The 16,864-nt window shown below is 60.6% G+C and carries 29 protein-coding genes; 25 read left to right on the top strand and 4 right to left on the bottom strand.

Annotated features, from left to right (window positions below; genetic code table 11):
• Positions 1-57 precede the first annotated feature (57 nt).
• Entirely contained in the window at positions 58-318 is a 261-nt protein-coding gene (locus tag BLV27_RS16365) for a hypothetical protein (protein WP_092647574.1), read from the bottom strand.
• A 264-nt stretch (positions 319-582) separates the two neighbouring features.
• Here BLV27_RS16365 and BLV27_RS16360 point away from each other — a divergent pair, with 264 nt between their 5' ends.
• The 11 genes from BLV27_RS16360 to rplP all read left to right on the top strand — a co-directional run bounded on the left by BLV27_RS16360 (position 583) and on the right by rplP (position 7,937).
• Positions 583-1,587, top strand: coding sequence for a zinc transporter ZntB (locus BLV27_RS16360; RefSeq protein WP_092647573.1), 1,005 nt, complete (start codon positions 583-585; stop codon positions 1,585-1,587).
• Positions 1,588-1,776: 189 nt separating this feature from the next.
• Positions 1,777-2,085, top strand: coding sequence for a 30S ribosomal protein S10 (gene rpsJ, locus BLV27_RS16355; protein WP_055681395.1), 309 nt, complete (start codon positions 1,777-1,779; stop codon positions 2,083-2,085).
• Between the two features lie 15 nt (positions 2,086-2,100).
• On the top strand, positions 2,101-2,973 hold the full coding sequence (gene rplC / locus BLV27_RS16350) for a 50S ribosomal protein L3 (protein WP_092647572.1): 873 nt from the start codon (positions 2,101-2,103) through the stop codon (positions 2,971-2,973).
• On the top strand, positions 2,970-3,587 hold the full coding sequence (gene rplD / locus BLV27_RS16345) for a 50S ribosomal protein L4 (protein WP_092647571.1): 618 nt from the start codon (positions 2,970-2,972) through the stop codon (positions 3,585-3,587). The genes rplC and rplD overlap by 4 nt, the downstream gene beginning before the upstream one ends.
• Positions 3,584-3,868, top strand: a complete 285-nt coding sequence (locus tag BLV27_RS16340; RefSeq protein ID WP_092647570.1) for a 50S ribosomal protein L23 — start codon at positions 3,584-3,586, stop codon at positions 3,866-3,868. Before rplD ends, BLV27_RS16340 begins: the two co-directional genes overlap by 4 nt.
• Positions 3,869-4,002: 134 nt before the next feature.
• Entirely contained in the window at positions 4,003-4,938 is a 936-nt protein-coding gene (locus BLV27_RS16335) for a 5'-nucleotidase (RefSeq protein WP_092647569.1), read from the top strand.
• 325 nt (positions 4,939-5,263) lie between these two features.
• Entirely contained in the window at positions 5,264-6,106 is an 843-nt protein-coding gene (rplB, locus tag BLV27_RS16330) for a 50S ribosomal protein L2 (protein ID WP_092647568.1), read from the top strand.
• 2 nt (positions 6,107-6,108) lie between these two features.
• A complete protein-coding gene (gene rpsS, locus BLV27_RS16325) occupies positions 6,109-6,390 on the top strand; it encodes a 30S ribosomal protein S19 (protein ID WP_092647567.1) in 282 nt (93 codons plus the stop codon).
• A 3-nt stretch (positions 6,391-6,393) separates the two neighbouring features.
• Complete coding sequence (gene rplV / locus BLV27_RS16320; protein ID WP_092647566.1) at positions 6,394-6,774, top strand: 50S ribosomal protein L22; 381 nt, start codon at positions 6,394-6,396, stop codon at positions 6,772-6,774.
• Positions 6,774-7,511: a 30S ribosomal protein S3 gene (rpsC, locus tag BLV27_RS16315; RefSeq protein WP_092647565.1), complete on the top strand. Its 738-nt coding sequence runs from the start codon at positions 6,774-6,776 to the stop codon at positions 7,509-7,511. The genes rplV and rpsC overlap by 1 nt, the downstream gene beginning before the upstream one ends.
• A gap of 12 nt (positions 7,512-7,523) precedes the next feature.
• A complete protein-coding gene (gene rplP, locus BLV27_RS16310; RefSeq protein ID WP_092647564.1) occupies positions 7,524-7,937 on the top strand; it encodes a 50S ribosomal protein L16 in 414 nt (137 codons plus the stop codon).
• A 156-nt stretch (positions 7,938-8,093) separates the two neighbouring features.
• On the opposite strand, the gene BLV27_RS16305 is transcribed toward rplP, so the two are convergent.
• A complete protein-coding gene (locus BLV27_RS16305; RefSeq protein ID WP_092647563.1) occupies positions 8,094-8,333 on the bottom strand; it encodes an HP1242/YdcH family protein in 240 nt (79 codons plus the stop codon).
• A gap of 117 nt (positions 8,334-8,450) precedes the next feature.
• Between BLV27_RS16305 and BLV27_RS16300 the strand changes: the two genes are divergently transcribed.
• Positions 8,451-9,071: a TIGR02466 family protein gene (locus BLV27_RS16300; protein WP_092647562.1), complete on the top strand. Its 621-nt coding sequence runs from the start codon at positions 8,451-8,453 to the stop codon at positions 9,069-9,071.
• 321 nt (positions 9,072-9,392) lie between these two features.
• Here the strand turns inward: BLV27_RS16300 and BLV27_RS19460 are convergent, their stop codons facing one another.
• Positions 9,393-9,533, bottom strand: coding sequence for a hypothetical protein (locus BLV27_RS19460; protein ID WP_170831487.1), 141 nt, complete (start codon positions 9,531-9,533; stop codon positions 9,393-9,395).
• A 163-nt stretch (positions 9,534-9,696) separates the two neighbouring features.
• On the opposite strand from BLV27_RS19460, the gene rpmC reads away from it, so the two are divergent.
• From rpmC to rpmD, 11 genes are all read left to right on the top strand, one after another.
• Complete coding sequence (rpmC, locus tag BLV27_RS16295; protein ID WP_092647561.1) at positions 9,697-9,903, top strand: 50S ribosomal protein L29; 207 nt, start codon at positions 9,697-9,699, stop codon at positions 9,901-9,903.
• Positions 9,904-9,906: 3 nt separating this feature from the next.
• Positions 9,907-10,137 (top strand): 30S ribosomal protein S17, encoded by a 231-nt coding sequence (gene rpsQ / locus BLV27_RS16290; RefSeq protein ID WP_092647560.1) that lies wholly within the window; start codon positions 9,907-9,909, stop codon positions 10,135-10,137.
• Between the two features lie 104 nt (positions 10,138-10,241).
• Positions 10,242-10,610, top strand: a complete 369-nt coding sequence (gene rplN / locus BLV27_RS16285) for a 50S ribosomal protein L14 (RefSeq protein ID WP_055085352.1) — start codon at positions 10,242-10,244, stop codon at positions 10,608-10,610.
• Positions 10,610-10,915, top strand: a complete 306-nt coding sequence (rplX, locus tag BLV27_RS16280) for a 50S ribosomal protein L24 (protein ID WP_092647559.1) — start codon at positions 10,610-10,612, stop codon at positions 10,913-10,915. Before rplN ends, rplX begins: the two co-directional genes overlap by 1 nt.
• Positions 10,915-11,478: a 50S ribosomal protein L5 gene (gene rplE, locus BLV27_RS16275; RefSeq protein WP_092647558.1), complete on the top strand. Its 564-nt coding sequence runs from the start codon at positions 10,915-10,917 to the stop codon at positions 11,476-11,478. The genes rplX and rplE overlap by 1 nt, the downstream gene beginning before the upstream one ends.
• A gap of 10 nt (positions 11,479-11,488) precedes the next feature.
• Positions 11,489-11,794 carry a 30S ribosomal protein S14 gene (gene rpsN / locus BLV27_RS16270; RefSeq protein ID WP_092647557.1) on the top strand — a complete coding sequence of 102 codons (306 nt, stop codon included), beginning with the start codon at positions 11,489-11,491 and terminating at the stop codon, positions 11,792-11,794.
• Positions 11,795-11,806: 12 nt separating this feature from the next.
• Positions 11,807-12,199 carry a 30S ribosomal protein S8 gene (rpsH, locus tag BLV27_RS16265; RefSeq protein ID WP_092647556.1) on the top strand — a complete coding sequence of 131 codons (393 nt, stop codon included), beginning with the start codon at positions 11,807-11,809 and terminating at the stop codon, positions 12,197-12,199.
• 10 nt (positions 12,200-12,209) lie between these two features.
• Positions 12,210-12,743: a 50S ribosomal protein L6 gene (gene rplF / locus BLV27_RS16260; protein WP_092647555.1), complete on the top strand. Its 534-nt coding sequence runs from the start codon at positions 12,210-12,212 to the stop codon at positions 12,741-12,743.
• An 11-nt stretch (positions 12,744-12,754) separates the two neighbouring features.
• Positions 12,755-13,114, top strand: coding sequence for a 50S ribosomal protein L18 (gene rplR, locus BLV27_RS16255; protein WP_092647554.1), 360 nt, complete (start codon positions 12,755-12,757; stop codon positions 13,112-13,114).
• A gap of 109 nt (positions 13,115-13,223) precedes the next feature.
• A complete protein-coding gene (gene rpsE, locus BLV27_RS16250) occupies positions 13,224-13,802 on the top strand; it encodes a 30S ribosomal protein S5 (protein ID WP_092647553.1) in 579 nt (192 codons plus the stop codon).
• A 3-nt stretch (positions 13,803-13,805) separates the two neighbouring features.
• Entirely contained in the window at positions 13,806-13,994 is a 189-nt protein-coding gene (gene rpmD, locus BLV27_RS16245) for a 50S ribosomal protein L30 (RefSeq protein WP_092647552.1), read from the top strand.
• Positions 13,995-14,791: 797 nt separating this feature from the next.
• Here rpmD and BLV27_RS16240 read toward each other — a convergent pair.
• On the bottom strand, positions 14,792-15,505 hold the full coding sequence (locus BLV27_RS16240) for a vWA domain-containing protein (RefSeq protein ID WP_244504712.1): 714 nt from the start codon (positions 15,503-15,505) through the stop codon (positions 14,792-14,794).
• Positions 15,506-15,558: 53 nt separating this feature from the next.
• Here BLV27_RS16240 and BLV27_RS16235 point away from each other — a divergent pair, with 53 nt between their 5' ends.
• Positions 15,559-16,197: a 2-hydroxychromene-2-carboxylate isomerase gene (locus BLV27_RS16235; RefSeq protein WP_092647551.1), complete on the top strand. Its 639-nt coding sequence runs from the start codon at positions 15,559-15,561 to the stop codon at positions 16,195-16,197.
• Positions 16,198-16,343: 146 nt separating this feature from the next.
• Positions 16,344-16,811, top strand: a complete 468-nt coding sequence (gene rplO, locus BLV27_RS16230; protein WP_092647550.1) for a 50S ribosomal protein L15 — start codon at positions 16,344-16,346, stop codon at positions 16,809-16,811.
• Positions 16,812-16,864: the final 53 nt, after the last annotated feature.

The raw sequence follows: 16,864 nt of genomic DNA, 5'->3' as shown, positions 1-16,864 counted from the left end.
TTCCGCACGAAAAAGGGGCGGCCCGCAGGCCGCCCCCTTTTAGCGATTCCGGATCAATTAATTGTTCGCGATGATCGCTTCAATCCGACCTTTCTTCTGGCTGTCGTTGTCGTCACTGTCGACGATCGACTTGATCGTTGCGACTTGACCCAAGGTAAGGTCGTCGCCCATCGTTGTTGGGTCGATGCCGATACGCTCAAGCTCGCTCATCAGGGCTGTCTGCAACATGCTGAAGCCTTGGCCCGTGTGGCCGTCGGCAAATGCCGATCCGGTGGCAAGCGCGATCAGGACGGCTGCGGTTGTGATATTGAGTTTCATGGTATTTCCTCCGTTTAAGTGGTGTAGAGACGCGGTCGAAGCTGTTCTTCAAAGCGTCCAATCAGGCATGGCCTGCAAATCGATCACGTGTCCCCCCACAAGGCCGTTACCTCCTTGCTTCGCGAGCGGTTGTGAACGCGCGCTGAAATACAGGGCAGTGCCGCGTCGGGTCGCCCATCCCGGTAGACGGCACTCAGAGGGAAAACGGCTCGAATTGCCTCTTCCCGGTTGCGCTCGAACCTGGACGGGAGTCATCCTTGACGGATGACGCATGGCAACTCGGATCTCTATCACGGTTTTGTCCTGTCCGGTGACCGGAAGGGAACGGAACTGATCGATCCTGCACTCGGCGAGGCGCTTGAGGGGCCTGAGCTTGCTTGGGCGCACCTGCCGTTTGACCCGGAGCAACCGCAGAACGCGCTTGCTTGGCTGGAGGCACATGTGCCTGGGCTGGATCAGCCGACGCGCCGCGCGCTGACTGGCGAGACAACGCGGCCGCGTGCCTTGGCCAGCGGGCAGGGGCTCCTGGTGATCCTGCGCGGGGTGAATCTGAACCCGGGGCAGCTGCCGCAGGACATGGTCTCCTGCCGTCTTTATCTGGATGCCCGTCGGATCGTCTCGCTCTCGCGTCGTCCATTGCGGTCAGTCGCATCCCTTGCGGACAAGACCCGTGCGCAGCGCGGACCCGAAACGCCGGGTGCGTTTCTTCACGACCTTGGCGAGGAGCTGATCCTGCGGATCGAGGATGTCCTCGAAAGGCTTGAGGATGACACCGACCTGCTGGAAGACCGTGTTGCGGAACCGCGGATCGACGGGGCGACCGCGACGCAGGCGCGGAACGAGGCCGCGCGGCTGCGCCGCATGGTTCTGGGTCTGCGCCGTCACATCGCGCCGCAGCGGGATGCGCTTTTCGCCGCCGTCGCCCAGATGCCCGACCTGATCGGCAAGAGCGATCGTCGTCGCCTGCTTGAAGTGCAGGAGCGTCATCAGCGTGCGGTCGAGGAGCTGGACACGCTCGCCGGGCGTCTGACGCTTGTGAGGGACGAGATCAAGGCCGAGCAGGATGACCGAACGAACCGAAACCTCTACCTGCTGTCTGTCGTGTCCGCGCTGTTCCTTCCGCTGGGGTTCCTGACGGGGTTGCTCGGCGTGAACGTCGGTGGCATCCCCGGGTCCGACAGCCCGCTGGGCTTCGCGATCTTCTGCGTGATCCTGACTGGGGTCTTCGTCGTTCAGGTCCTTGTTCTGCGCAGTCTCAGACGCCTTTGAAGAAAGCGTGGCGGAAGGGGTTGCCAGTAGGTGCGACTCGGGCTATCCGCCCCCATCTACGGACGGGGTCGCACCATGCGGCCCCGCTTCCGTTCGGGTTCGACGAGGGGGCCGGGTGGTCCGATCTCCTCCTCTCAACTCAAATGTCCGCCCCCCGAAAGGGATGTGGCGGCCTGTCAGGCGAATGACATGAAAAGCCAGAATATCCGTATCCGGCTCAAGGCGTTCGATTACCGCGTGCTGGATGCCAGCACAGCAGAAATCGTTGCCACGGCCAAGCGGACCGGCGCGCAAGTGCGCGGCCCGATCCCGCTCCCGAACAAGATCGAGAAGTTCACCGTTCTGCGTGGACCCCACATCGACAAGAAGTCGCGCGACCAGTGGGAAATCCGCACGCACAAGCGGATGCTCGACATCGTTGACCCGACCCCGCAGACCGTGGACGCGCTGATGAAGCTCGACCTGGCCGCCGGCGTCGACGTCCAGATCTCGGTCTAAGGGGGGGCATCTGATATGTTGCGTTCCGGAGTGATCGCCAAGAAGGTGGGTATGACCCGCCTGTTCATGGAAGACGGGAAGCAGATCCCCGTCACCGTTCTGCAGTTGGATGGCCTTCAGGTCATCGGACAGCGCACGGACGACAAGCACGGCTATACCGCCGTTCAACTGGGTGCCGGTGCCGCCAAGGCCAAGCGGACTAGCCAGGCGATGCGCGGTGTGTTCAAAAATGCCGGTGTCGAACCCAAGCGTAAGATCGCGGAGTTCCGCGTTGACGTGGACGCGCTGATCGAAGTGGGCGAGGAAATCATCGCCGACCATTACTTCGAAGGTCAGTACGTTGACGTTTCGGGAACGTCGATCGGTAAGGGTTTCCAGGGCGCGATGAAGCGCTGGAACTTCGGCGGTTTGCGCGCCACGCACGGCGTGTCGATCAGCCACCGTTCGCACGGCTCCACCGGCCAGTGCCAGGATCCGGGCAAGGTGTTCAAGGGCAAGAAGATGGCCGGTCACATGGGTGCCGCCCGTGTCACCACGCAGAACCTGCAGGTCATCAAGACCGATACCGACCGTGGGCTGATCATGGTCAAGGGCGCGGTTCCGGGCTCCAAGGGTGGCTGGGTCACGATCAAGGACGCGGTTAAAAAGCCGTTCCCCGAGAGTGCCATTGTCCCCGCCGCGCTGCTGTCGGCCAAGAAGGAAGCCGTAAAGGCTGCCGAAGAAGCCGCCGCCGCCGCAGAGGCCGAAGCCAAAGCAGCAGCCGAGGCGCAGGCCGCCGAGCAGGCTGCCGCCGAGGAAGCACAGCTGGCCGAAGCCGAAGCCCAGATCGCCGAGGAGGGTGCCGATGTGGACACCTCCGACGCCGACAAGAAGGAAGGTGACGCATGAAACTCGATGTCATCACCCTCGACGGCGGCAAAGCCGGTTCCGTCGAACTGAGCGACGACATCTTCGGTCAGGAGCCGCGCCGCGACATCCTGTTCCGGGTTGTCCGTTGGCAGCGTAACAAGGCGCAGGCCGGGACTCACAAGGTCAAGACCCGCTCCGAGGTCAGCTACTCGACCAAGAAGATCGTTCGGCAAAAAGGTTCGGGCGGTGCACGTCACGGCGCGCGGTCTGCCCCGATCTTCCGTGGCGGCGGTGTCTATAAGGGCCCGACGCCCCGTAGCCACGCGCACGAGTTGACCAAGAAGGTCCGCAAGCTGGGCCTGATGCACGCGCTGTCGGCCAAGGCTGCCGCCGGTAAGCTGGTCGTCGTCGACGAGCTTTCGGCTGTCGGCAAGACCTCGGCCCTGGCCAAGCAGGTCGCGGCTCTGGGTTGGAAGCGCGCGCTCATCATCGATGGTGCCACCGTGAACGAGGACTTCGCGCAGGCCGCGCGCAACCTCGGATCCGTGGACGTTCTGCCGTCGATGGGTGCCAATGTCATGGACATCCTCAAGCGTGACACGCTCGTGCTCACGAAGGCGGGTGTCGAAGCCCTGGAGGCCCGACTGAAATGAACACTTACGACGTAATCCGTAAGCCGATCATCACCGAGAAAGCGACGATGGCCTCCGAGGCCAACGCCGTGGTTTTCGAGGTGTCGATCGACGCGAACAAGCCGCAGATCAAATCTGCAGTCGAAGAACTGTTCGGCGTGAAGGTGAAGGCCGTGAACACGTCCATCACCAAGGGCAAGACCAAGCGTTTCAGGGGCCAGATGGGCCGCCGCAAGGACGTGAAGAAAGCCTACGTGACGCTCGAAGAGGGCAACACGATCGACGTGACCACCGGGCTGTAAGCCGTAGGGCCGCGTAAGGTGGGCATCATATGCCCACCGGTCGAGAGAACGAGAGGCCCCGCTGGAGACAGCGGGGCTTTTTTGTCACAGAGATTACTTCTAGACTGGTTCCGATTTCATTTGGGACATGATGCATGATTGAAAAGTTGAGAGACGGCCCTCTTCGGATAGGTATTTCGACGCGAGCGCTATTTGATTTGGAGGAAGAGCACACCGTATTTGAAAGCGAAGGTGTTGATGCATATGTGCGTCTCCAGCTTGAACGCGAGAATACCGTTCTGAAAAAAGGCTCCGGCTTTCAAGTTATTGAACGTCTGCTTCGCTTAAACGGCACAGTAGACGCGCCTCATGTGGAGGTTATCTTGATGTCTCGAAACTCTCCTGATCTTTCTCTACGGGCGTTTAATTCAATTAGAGAATTCGGACTGAACATTAAATTGGGATCATTTACTAGCGGGAGACCGCTTGGCCCATTTGTGGACCCTTGGGACGTTGATCTATTTTTATCCGGTGAAAGCGTTGATGTCCAAGCTGCCGTGTCGGCTGGGACCGCAGCAGCCCGTCTAGTAGCGTCAGAAAGTGCTGCTGACGCGGATACAACAGGAGACGAAGTGATGATTGCCTTTGACGGAGACGCTGTCGTCTTCAGTGAAGAATCGGATCTGATCTATAAGAATGATGGCCTCAAAGCTTTTTTTGAGCATGAGCAGATTAACGCGAAGAATCCGATGAACGCGGGGCCATTCGGTCAGTTCTTGAAGAAATTATCAGAGCTTCGGGCTGAGCATATTTTCGAGCCGGGTGTAAGCAAGGTGCGGATCGGGTTGGTGACGGCGCGGAATGCACCAGCGCATGAACGTGTCATCCACACCCTTAGAGCGTGGGGGGCGCCTGCTGATGAAGCGCATTTTGTTGGCCCTAATTCAAAGGCTCCATTCCTGCGGGCGATGGGCGCTCACATATTCTTTGATGATCAAGAAAAGCACGTACTGGGTGCGGCCTCAGTCGTTGCGGCAGGGCATGTCCCGGGGCCCCACTCACCAGATCAAGTTGTAATCCCGGCAGGCTGACGTCTTGTATACACCGCGATCGAGGTCGTTGATCTTGCCACGCCGAGCACTGCAACATACAAAACATTTCTCCAACAATCGTGTCGGACGCAGATCACCCGTAGATCACCCGCGCATCACCCCTAAAATCCGCCCGCTCCTACCCGCCCCTTGACCCCATCCCGTCCCCCCCCTAAACGGCCCCATCGGCAGCCCCGGATTCGTCCGGGGCTTTGTCGTCGTCCGTAGGGGTTCTCCCCGACTGGACACCGAACCGGGGACCTTCGGGGCCCTTACATCCAGGGCGCGGCAACGCGTCCGACACACAACGGAAGACAGGTAAACTATGGCACTTAAGTCGTATAAACCGACGACGCCGGGCCAGCGTGGGCTGGTTCTGATCGACCGTTCGGAGCTGTGGAAAGGCCGTCCCGTCAAAGCCCTCGTTGAGGGTCTGACGAAGAACGGCGGACGCAACAACACCGGACGGATCACGATGCGCCGCAAAGGCGGGGGCGCGAAGCGTCTCTATCGGATCGTCGATTTCAAACGCAACAAACTGGACGTTCAGGCGAACGTGGAGCGGATCGAGTACGACCCGAACCGGACCGCCTTCATCGCCCTGATCCGCTACACCGACGGTGAGCAGGCCTATATCCTGGCCCCGCAGCGTCTGGCAGTCGGTGATCGCGTCGTGGCTTCGGCCAAGGCCGACATCAAGCCGGGCAACGCGATGCCGTTCCAGGGCATGCCGATCGGTACGATCGTTCACAACATCGAGCTGAAGCCCGGCAAGGGTGGTCAGATCGCGCGCGCGGCAGGCACCTACGCCCAGTTCGTGGGTCGTGACGGTGGCTATGCCCAGATCCGCCTGTCCTCGGGCGAACTTCGTCTGGTGCGTCAGGAATGCATGGCAACAGTTGGCGCGGTCTCGAACCCCGACAACTCGAACCAGAACCTCGGCAAGGCCGGCCGCAACCGCCACAAGGGCATTCGCCCGTCCGTGCGCGGTGTCGTGATGAACCCGATCGACCACCCGCATGGTGGTGGTGAAGGTCGGACCTCGGGTGGTCGTCACCCGGTCACCCCTTGGGGCAAGCCGACCAAGGGCGCCCGCACCCGTAACAAGAACAAGGCGTCGCAGAAGCTGATCATCCGCTCGCGTCACGCCAAGAAGAAAGGCCGCTAAGCATGAGCCGTTCCGTCTGGAAAGGGCCTTTCGTGGACGCTTACGTCCTGAAGAAGGCCGAAGCCGTCCGCGAGTCGGGCCGCCCCAACGAAGTGATCAAAATCTGGTCGCGTCGTTCCACGATCCTGCCGCAGTTCGTTGGTCTCACCTTTGGTGTGTACAACGGGCACAAGCACATCCCCGTCAACATCTCGGAAGAGATGATCGGCCAGAAGTTCGGTGAGTATTCGCCGACGCGGACCTACTACGGTCACGCAGCCGACAAAAAAGCGAAGAGGAAGTAAGTCATGGGCAAGGAAAAAAATCCCCGCCGCGTGGCTGACAACGAGGCCATGGCCAAGTTGCGCTCCCTGCGTACCAGCCCGCAGAAGCTTAACCTCGTCGCCGCCATGATCCGCGGCAAGAAGGTAGAGAAGGCAATCGCCGATCTGACATTCTCCAAGAAGCGGATCGCGATCGACGTGCGCAAGTGCCTTCAGTCGGCCATCGCGAACGCGGAAAACAATCACAACCTGGACGTCGACGCCCTGATCGTCGCCGAGGCGTGGGTCGGCAAGAACCTCACCATGAAGCGCGGTCGTCCGCGTGCCCGTGGCCGGTTCGGCAAGATCACCAAGCCGTTTTCGGAACTGACGATCAAAGTGCGCCAGGTAGAGGAGCAAGTCTGATGGGTAACAAAGTAAACCCGATCGGTATGCGGCTTCAGGTCAACCGGACCTGGGACAGCCGCTGGTATGCCGACACCAAGGACTACGGTAACCTGCTGCTCGAAGACCTGCGTATGCGCAAGTTCATCGAGGAAGAGTGCAAGCAGTCCGGCGTCAGCCGCGTGATCATCGAGCGTCCGCACCGCAAGTGCCGTGTCACGATCCATGCTGCCCGTCCCGGTGTCATCATCGGCAAGAAGGGTGCGGACATCGAAGGCCTGCGCAAGAAGCTGGCCGCGATGACCGACAGCGAACTGCACCTCAACATCGTCGAGGTCCGAAAGCCCGAGCTGGACGCCGCCCTCGTCGGCGAGAGCATCGCGCAGCAACTTGAGCGCCGTGTGTCGTTCCGCCGGGCGATGAAGCGCTCGGTCCAGAACGCAATGCGCATGGGTGCCCTGGGCATTCGGGTGAACCTGGCCGGCCGTCTTGGCGGTGCCGAGATCGCCCGGACCGAGTGGTATCGCGAAGGTCGCGTTCCGCTGCACACGCTGCGTGCGGATATCGACTACGCGCACGTCGAGGCCCTGACGCCTTATGGCATCATCGGGATCAAGACTTGGATCTTCAAGGGAGAGATCATGGAGCACGATCCCAGTGCACGTGACCGTAAGGCTCAAGAATTGCAGGATGGTCCTGCCCCCCGTGGTGCCGGTGGCCGTCGTGATGACCGCGGCCCCCGCGGCCCGCGCCGGTAAGGAGTAGAGCAGATGTTGCAACCGAAACGGACAAAGTTCCGCAAGCAGTTCAAGGGCTCCATCAAGGGTGAAGCGAAGGGCGGGTCCGACCTGAACTTCGGCACCTACGGCCTGAAGGCCACTCAGCCGGAACGTGTCACCGCGCGTCAGATCGAAGCCGCCCGTCGGGCCATGACGCGTCACATGAAGCGTCAGGGTCGTGTCTGGATCCGTATTTTCCCGGACGTGCCCGTCACGTCCAAGCCCGTCGAAGTTCGGATGGGTAAGGGTAAGGGTTCGGTCGACTTCTGGGCATGCAAGGTCAAACCGGGCCGCGTGATGTTCGAGATCGACGGTGTGTCGGAAGCCGTTGCGCGTGAGGCGCTGCGTCTTGCGGCGATGAAGCTGCCGATCAAGACCCGCACCGTGGTGCGCGAAGACTGGTAAGTCGACTGCGTCGCGATTGGAAATGAGTAGGGCAGGGCGGGGATGTTCCCCGCCCTTTCCATTTTATTGGCAGGCCCATCCGGTCGTTGGCCCCGATATACCAAAAGGGCCCCGCCGAGATGTCGCCGCGGACCTTTCAATAGCTGTGCCGGTTGATCAGCCTTTCGACAGGCGGGCGGCGATCTCATCCTTCAGGATCAGGCGCTTTTTGCGCATTTCTGAAATATGGTCGTCGGATGTCGGCTCCACATCAGTCTCGGCGCGGTGCACGGCGCGATTAATCGCATGATACTCCTCGGACAGCTTGGTGAAGTGGTTGTCCGTCCGACGCAGGTCGTGGATCTTCTGCGCGTGTTCGGGGAATTCTTCTGACAGTTCGTGGGGGGTGTGGGACATCTGTCTCTCCTGTTTGCCTGACCGTCCTAACCGTAGCAGGCCCGGCACCTCCTTGACCAAGATCAAGCGGACAGCAGCCCTCTCGCCACCGCCTCGGCAGTCGGGTATCAGGCCGATATGTCAAAAATATCCTCTCTCTTTGTGACCCGCCTTTACCGCGCAGCCCTTTCGGAGCATGCGCCCGCCGTCGACCACTCGGAACTGGAGGCGACGTGCCTTTCGGTCGCGGGTGACGACGACGCGGGCCACGACTGGTGCGAAGAAAACGCCTATCCTGGCTACACCAGTTATGCTTCGCTGACCGACCTGCCGTGGCGGTTTCCGGTGTTCAAGGCGCTCGTCAAGGCGCTGGACCGTCACGTTGCGGATTTCGCTGAGGACCTGGAGTTCGATCTGGGTGACAAGAAGTTGAAGCTTGAGGATATCTGGATCAACATTCTGCCTGAGGGCGGCACCCACTCGGGCCACCTGCATCCGCACTCGGTGATCTCGGGGACGACCTACGTGTCGATGCCCGAGGGGACGAGCGCGATCAAGTTCGAGGATCCCCGCCTGCCGATGATGATGGCGGCCCCACCCCGACGGAAAGAGGCGCGCGCGAAACTGAAGACCTTCGCTTACGTCGCGCCTGAGGTGGGGGAGGTCCTGCTGTGGGAAAGCTGGCTGCGGCACGAGGTTCCGATGAACAACTCGGAAGAGAACCGCATTTCGGTGAGTTTCAATTATCGGTGGGGGTAGGGTACCGGCGGCTAATGTGTTGAATGCGCGACAGGAGTTTTTCGCGGCACCAGTGTCTCCACCAAACGCGCGCCATCTGTGACGCAACGCCTCGACATCTCTTCGGTGCCGCGCTCCAAGGCGCAGTCCGCTATTCCTGGCAAATATAAGATCACGGACCTTGGCTTCGGCCCGTAAACTTGGGTTCCCGCATCGCGCGGTGGGTAGGGCGGCACGTTAGGCCACTCAAGCCACGGACAGGGCCGTTTCCCACGAGCGCACGGCGTAACGGGCAGGTTCTAGAAGTGTAGTCTCCGTCGTCATCCTTTGCTCCAAGGCGATCTACGTCTGGTCCGCGCATACGTAGTCGAAAAGCGGAAGGGCCAAGGCGGCGAGTGGTATCTGTATAAGCATGGCATCGGGCATCCGGCCCTGCGTCGGCATCCTCCTACCCTCGACCGCAGCAGCCTTGGCTTCTGTCAATCATGCGGAGGGCGTGCAATTGGACCGTGAGTGCAAGCTGCCCCTTGCGCCCTCACCCAACGTCGTCTAGAGGGCGCACTCTACCACTGAACTCCACCGGAATCAGTCGTGACCCGCCGAATGCGCGGTGGGGCGGCCCGGTGATGTTGAAAAGGAAAATGGCATGGATGCCAGCGACCTCCGGGGCAAGACCCCTGATGAGCTCCGCACGGAGCTGACAAACCTGAAGAAGGAGGCGTTTAATCTGCGCTTCCAGGCGGCAACCAGCCAGCTGGAGAACACCGCGCGTGTCCGCTCCGTCAAGCGGTCGATTGCCCGTGTGAATACCATCCTGAACGAAAAGGCGCGCGGCGCCGAAGCGGAGGCATAAGCAATGCCCAAACGCATCCTGACCGGCGTCGTCACGTCGAACCAGAACGCCCAGACCGTCACCGTCAGCATTGAGCGTCGCTTTAAGCACCCGTTGCTGCAGAAGACTGTTCGGAAATCCAAGAAATATCGCGCCCACGACGAGAACAACACGTTCAACGTCGGTGATACCGTGCGCATCCAGGAATGCCCGCCCAAGTCCAAGACGAAGCGGTGGGAAGTGATCGCCGAGTAATCGGCGCACGACCAGGCGATCGGACGGCGATTTCGCCATCCGCATATTAGCGAAACCCTGGGGATACGGCCACGCATCGGCCCCCCAAAGGTCGGGAGAAACCAATGATCCAGATGCAAACCAACCTGGATGTTGCTGACAACAGCGGCGCTCGCCGTGTTCAGTGCATCAAGGTCCTGGGCGGGTCCAAGCGGAAGTATGCCTCTGTCGGCGACATCATCGTGGTGTCGGTGAAGGAAGCCATTCCGCGGGGCAAGGTGAAGAAGGGGGACGTCCGCAAGGCCGTCGTCGTTCGCACCGCCAAGGAAGTCCGTCGCGATGACGGTACCGCCATCCGCTTCGACCGCAACGCGGCCGTTATTCTCAACAACAACAACGAGCCGATCGGCACCCGTATCTTCGGACCGGTTGTTCGTGAGCTGCGCGCGAAGAACTTCATGAAGATCATCTCGCTCGCCCCGGAGGTGCTGTAATGGCTGCCAAACTCCGCAAAGGTGACAAGGTCATTGTCCTGTCCGGTCGTGACAAGGGCAAGGAAGGCGAAATCACTTCCGTTGATCCGAAGGCCGGCAAGGCCATCGTCGAAGGTGTGAACATGGCCATCCGCCACACGCGCCAGAGCCAGGCCAACCAAGGCGGTCGCATTCCAAAAGCTCTGCCGATCGACCTTTCGAACCTCGCCGTCGTTGACGCCAACGGCAAAGCGACACGCGTCGGCTTCCGCATGGAAGACGACAAGAAGGTGCGCTTCGCCAAGACCACGGGAGACGTGATCTGATGCTCGACCAAGCAAGCTACACACCCCGTCTTCTCTCCGTCTATCGCGACAGCGTCCGCGCCGCGATGAAGGAAGAATTCGGCTACAAGAACGAGATGATGATCCCGCGTCTTGACAAGATCGTCCTGAACATCGGGTGCGGTGCCGAAGCTGTCCGTGACAGTAAGAAGGCCAAGTCGGCACAGGACGACCTGTCGACAATCGCTGGTCAGAAGGCCGTCGTCACGAACGCCAAGAAGTCGATCGCCGGCTTCCGTGTTCGCGAAGGCATGCCTCTTGGTACCAAGGTGACGCTGCGCGGTGCACGGATGTATGAATTCCTGGACCGCCTGATCACCGTGGCGATGCCGCGCATCCGCGACTTCCGCGGCGTGTCCGGCAAGAGCTTTGACGGCCGTGGCAACTACGCCATGGGCCTGAAAGAGCATATCGTCTTCCCCGAGATCAACTTCGACAAGGTCGACGAAGTCTGGGGCATGGACATCATCATCTGCACGACGTCCAAGACGGATGCAGAGGCGAAGGCGCTGCTCAAGGCCTTCAACATGCCGTTCAACAGCTGAGGAATTAGACATGGCAAAAGTATCCATGATCGAACGCCAGAAGAAGCGCGAGCGGCTGGTGAAGAAGTACGCCACCAAGCGCGCTGCTCTGAAAGAGATCGTTCGCGACGAATCCAAGCCGATGGAGGAGCGCTTCAAGGCGACTCTGAAGTTGTCGGAGTTGCCCCGCAACTCCTCGGCCGTTCGTCTTAACAACCGCTGCCAGCTGACCGGTCGCCCTCGGGCATACTACCGGAAGCTGAAGCTGTCCCGCATCATGTTGCGCGATTTGGCCAGCCAGGGAAAAATCCCCGGCATGGTCAAGTCGAGCTGGTAAGGAGATCAGAAGATGAATGATCCCATCGGCGATATGCTGACCCGCATCCGCAATGCGCAGATGCGTGGCAAGTCCACCGTCACCACCCCTGCGTCGAAGATGCGCGCCCGTGTCCTGGATGTTCTGGCCGACGAAGGCTACATCCGCGGCTACGAAGCGTCCTCCGACCGTCAGGGCCACCCGACGATCGAAATCTCCCTCAAGTATTACGAGGGCGTTCCGGTCATCCGTGAGGTCAAGCGGGTGTCCAAGCCTGGCCGCCGCGTGTACCTGGGTGTCAAGGACGTCCCCTCGGTCCGTCAGGGCTTGGGCGTCTCCATCGTCTCCACTTCGCGTGGTGTCATGTCCGATGCAAATGCACGTGCTGCCAACGTTGGTGGCGAAGTGCTCTGCACCGTATTCTGAGGAGGGTATAATGTCTCGTATCGGCAAACGACCCGTCGACCTGCCTTCGGGTGTGGAAGCCTCGGTTTCTGGCCAGACCATCTCGGTCAAGGGTCCGAAGGGCACCCGCACCTTCACCGCCACCGACGACGTAGACCTGAAGGTCAACGACGGAGCCGTGTCGGTGGAGCCGCGTGGCAAGTCCAAACGCGCTCGCCAGCAGTGGGGCATGTCGCGCACCATGGTTGAAAACCTGGTGACCGGCGTGACGACCGGCTTCAAGAAAGAGCTTGAAATCTCGGGCGTGGGTTACCGCGCGCAGATGCAGGGCAACACCTTGAAGCTGTCGCTCGGCTATTCGCATGACGTGAACTTCGATGTGCCGGAGGGGGTCACCGTGACCGCCGCCAAGCCCACCGAAATCGCCGTCGAAGGGATCGACCAGCAGTTGGTCGGTCAGGTTGCAGCAAACATTCGCGAGTGGCGTGCGCCCGAGCCCTATAAGGGCAAGGGAATCCGCTACAAGGGCGAGTATATCTTCCGCAAGGAAGGTAAGAAGAAGTAAGGACCAGTCAGATGGCAAACAGCAAACGGGATCTGTTCCTCAAGCGCCGCCTGCGCGTCCGGAACAAGCTTCGCAAGATGGCCGCGGGGCGTGCGCGCCTTTCAGTGCATCGCTCCAACAAGAACATCATGGTTCAGTTGATCGACGACGTTCAGGGCAAGACGCTTGCGTCAGCCTCGACCCTCGAGAAGTCGCTGGGCGTGGTCGGCAAGAACAACGTCGAGGCGGCCACGAAGGTCGGCGCGGCAATTGCCGAGCGGGCCAAGAAGGCCGGCGTCGAAGAGTGCTACTTCGATCGTGGTGGCTTCCTGTTCCATGGGAAGGTCAAGGCCCTGGCCGACGCCGCCCGTGAAGGTGGCCTTAAGTTCTAATGACTTGAAGGGGGCTGCGTCCGCGTGGCCCCCTCGATGATCCGGGGGAATCTTCCCACTTGGATCGAGTTTATTCGGGCCAGCGCGCCCTGCACGGAAAGGATGCCTCATGGCAGAACGTGACAACAATCGTGGGGGCGGTCGTGGCCGTGGCCGCGAAGAAACTCCGGAATTCGCCGACCGCCTGGTCGCGATCAACCGCGTCTCCAAGACCGTCAAGGGTGGTAAGCGCTTTGGTTTCGCCGCGCTCGTCGTCGTTGGCGATCAGAAGGGCCGCGTCGGCTTTGGCAAGGGTAAGGCCAAAGAGGTCCCCGAAGCTATCCGCAAGGCAACCGAGCAGGCCAAGCGTCAGATGATCCGCGTCGCCCTTAAGGACGGTCGGACGCTGCACCACGACATGGAAGGTCGCCACGGCGCTGGACGCGTAGTCATGCGTTCCGCGCCCGAAGGTACCGGCATCATCGCCGGTGGCCCGATGCGCGCCGTGTTCGAGATGCTGGGCATCAACGACGTCGTTTCCAAGTCGATCGGCTCGCAGAACCCTTACAACATGATTCGGGCCACCCTCGACGGGTTGCAGAAAGAATCGTCGCCCCGTTCTGTCGCGCAGCGTCGCGGCAAGAAGGTTGCCGATATCCTGCGCAAGGGTGATGAGGCTCCGGCCACAACCGAGACCGAGGAGGCCTGATCCATGGCTAAAACGATTGTCGTCAAGCAGATCGGCTCCCCGATCCGCCGCCCCGCCGATCAGCGCGCGACGCTGGTGGGCTTGGGCCTGAACAAGATGCACAAGACCCGCGAATTGGAGGATACCCCCTCCGTGCGCGGCATGGTCAACAAGATCCCGCACATGGTGAAGATCATCGAAGAGCGGGGCTAAGGCCGGGCAGGGGGACCCCTGCTGTCTTGAAAGAATTGAGCGCCCCGATCAGAAATGGCCGGGGCGTTTTATTGTTTACAGATTTTGAATCATACGCAAATAATTCAGAGTAACTGCCATCTTCTGGAGCGTCCTCTTGCTACAATAATTTTCTACCGTGGCCGCCGTTTTTCTTATCTGGACTTCCTCAGCGATCTCAAATGAATCAACTTCATCGGTGCTTCGCGACACTCTAGTTGAGATTTCTGGAATATGCGTTTCGCTAGAAGATGATATTGGGCGGTTGAGTTGTTCTGGTACCGTTTTTGCGGACGCACAGCCGCGAGATACTGTCATTCAAGAAGAACCTTCCAAGGGATCTGAGCGTTCAGGATCCGGTCCTAATGATTTGTGGATCCTTGTTGAAAGTAGGGATGAGTTTTCTGATGAAGATAACTCCTACGTTTATTTGGTAAGCGACCGAGCCACTTGGCGCGGTGAAGATGCACCATCTATGATCGTATTACGCTGTAGAGACAGTGGCGACTTTGAAATCTTTATTGTGGCAGATGGATATATTGGAGGGGTAGGGGTAGGGATCGAGTCCGTGTTCGCTATAAGTTCGAGGATAGTGAGCCAATTTCCGAGAGGTGGAACCTTTCCGCAAAGGGGACTGCTGCATTCCTTCCATCTGGATACCGTGACTTCTTGTCTGGCATTCAATCCGGAATGGCCTTTCTGTTCGAGATAACCCATTTTCGCGGTGCTCGTAATTCGGCGAGGTTTATAGCTTGCAACCAGGAGTCGGCCAATCTTGATTACATTTTGGATGGGTGCCCGACTGGTTGACTGCCCGCGACGAACTCGCACCCCAGCATCGACCATAGCGCCTCCACCAACTCGTATTCCGAGTGAGTGCCGATGTAGCGTCCCCCGGTTGTGTCCGCGAGGCAGCGGGCGACCACGTCGGTGCCGGGGGCACCGCCTTCGGGATTGTTCCAGCCGAAGAAGTCATGCGACGCCTTGTATCCGATGACGTGGACCGTGAGGTCGGCCGCAGTTGCGGTGAGCGCGCGGCCAAGCGCGCAGGGCCGACCGCCGCATGTTTCGTTCCCGTCCGTCACCAGCACGATTATGCCCGGATTCAGGCGATAATCGAGAACGTCGGCGGCGCGCTGCACCGCCGCCACCAGCGGAGTCAGCCCCGCGGGCTCGAGCGCGTCGAGTTCGGCAATCATCAACTTGGCCGCCGCCTCAATGGGGGGGAAGCGCAGGCTGATCCCCTCGCAGGCGTCCTTGGCACCCGGTCCGTACGTGATCAGCCCGATGCGGCGGGAGTGCTCCACCTCGGGCATGACGCGTGCCATGGCGGCGCGTGCGTCGGTGATGCGGTTCGTTTCGCCTGTATCGAACCCGATCTCGGCCATGGACGCGGAGCCGTCAAAGACGATCATTGCGTCGGTGGCGCAGGGACCTTGGGCTGCGGCGGGCAGGGCAAGAGCGCAGGTGAGGGCGAGGGCGAGCGACTTCATCAAATGAGCGTCTCAGGTGTGGCACCGTCAAGCAAGGCGCGATAGCCAGAACCATGGTTCAGATTGATTACTACTACTCCGCGCATTCCGCCTTTGCCTACCTTGGCTCTGCCCGCCTGATGGAGATCTGCGCACGGCATGATGCGACCCTTGTGCATCGCCCAATCCCGCTGTCCCCCGTGGTGGAGGCCCAGGGCAGCCTGGCGTTCGCCGATCGCACACAGGCGCATGTGGATTACTTTTTCGGCAGGGAAATCGAGCGGTGGGCGGAATTCCGGGACGTCCCTGTCATCGGGTATCGGCCCACACACCATGACGCACCCTACGATATGGCTGCGCGGATGATCATGGCACTCGGAGACCGCGGGCCAAAGGTGGACGCCATGGCCCATGCGGTTCTGGAGGCGCATTGGCGTCATGATGCCGATCTGTCGGACGTGGAGACGGTGCTGCGGTTGGCACAGGCGTTGGGCCATGACGCAGAGGCGTTGATGACGCGTGCCGGATCGGCAGAGGTTGCGGCGCGCTATCAGGCGAACATGGAAGTGGCGCGGAACATCGGGGTCATGGGGTCGCCGACCTATATCGTCGATGGTGACACGTTCTATGGGCAGGACCGGCTGGAGCTGGTTGCGCGGGCCTTGCGGGAGCCGTTTGCCCCACCGGCGTGGCGCAACCCACCGGTCGGGTGATGCCTGCGCGACACGGCGGGGGTCTTGAACCGGTCGCAGGTGGCATGTAAGGCGACGCGGTGCGGGTGATCCTGCACGAAGAATCATGAAACGCCGTGTTCACCCCACATCGCTTCGGGGGTGCTTCCGGCAAGAGGAGAAGCGATATGAAACTCAACGAATTGCGTGACAATCCGGGCGCGGCCCAGAAGCAGAAGCGCAAGGCCCGTGGCCCCGGTTCGGGCAAGGGCAAGATGGCCGGTCGCGGCATCAAGGGCCAGAAGGCCCGCTCCGGCGTGGCGATCAATGGCTACGAGGGTGGCCAGATGCCGCTCTACCAGCGTCTGCCCAAGCGTGGCTTCAACAAGCCGAACCGCAAGGAGTTTGCCGTCGTCAACCTGACCAAGCTGCAGGAATTCATCGACAACGGCAAGCTGGATGCCGCGAACATCAACGAAGAGACGCTGGTCGCGTCGGGTGTGGTCCGCCGCAAGCTGGACGGCATCCGTCTGCTGGGCAAAGGCGAATTGACTGCGAAGGCCACGATCACCGTGACCGGTGCCTCCAAGGGCGCGGTCGAGGCGGTCGAAAAGGCTGGCGGTTCGGTCACGGTCGCGGCACCCGCCGCCGAGTGATCAGGGGGGATCGGTTGTAGGCGGGCACGGCTCCGCTTACATGATCTTAAGTT

This window comes from Jannaschia faecimaris (assembly GCF_900107415.1).
GTDB lineage: Bacteria > Pseudomonadota > Alphaproteobacteria > Rhodobacterales > Rhodobacteraceae > Jannaschia > Jannaschia faecimaris.
The sequence above is the reverse complement of the archived record's forward strand: the minus strand, read 5'-3'. Positions and strand labels throughout refer to the sequence as shown.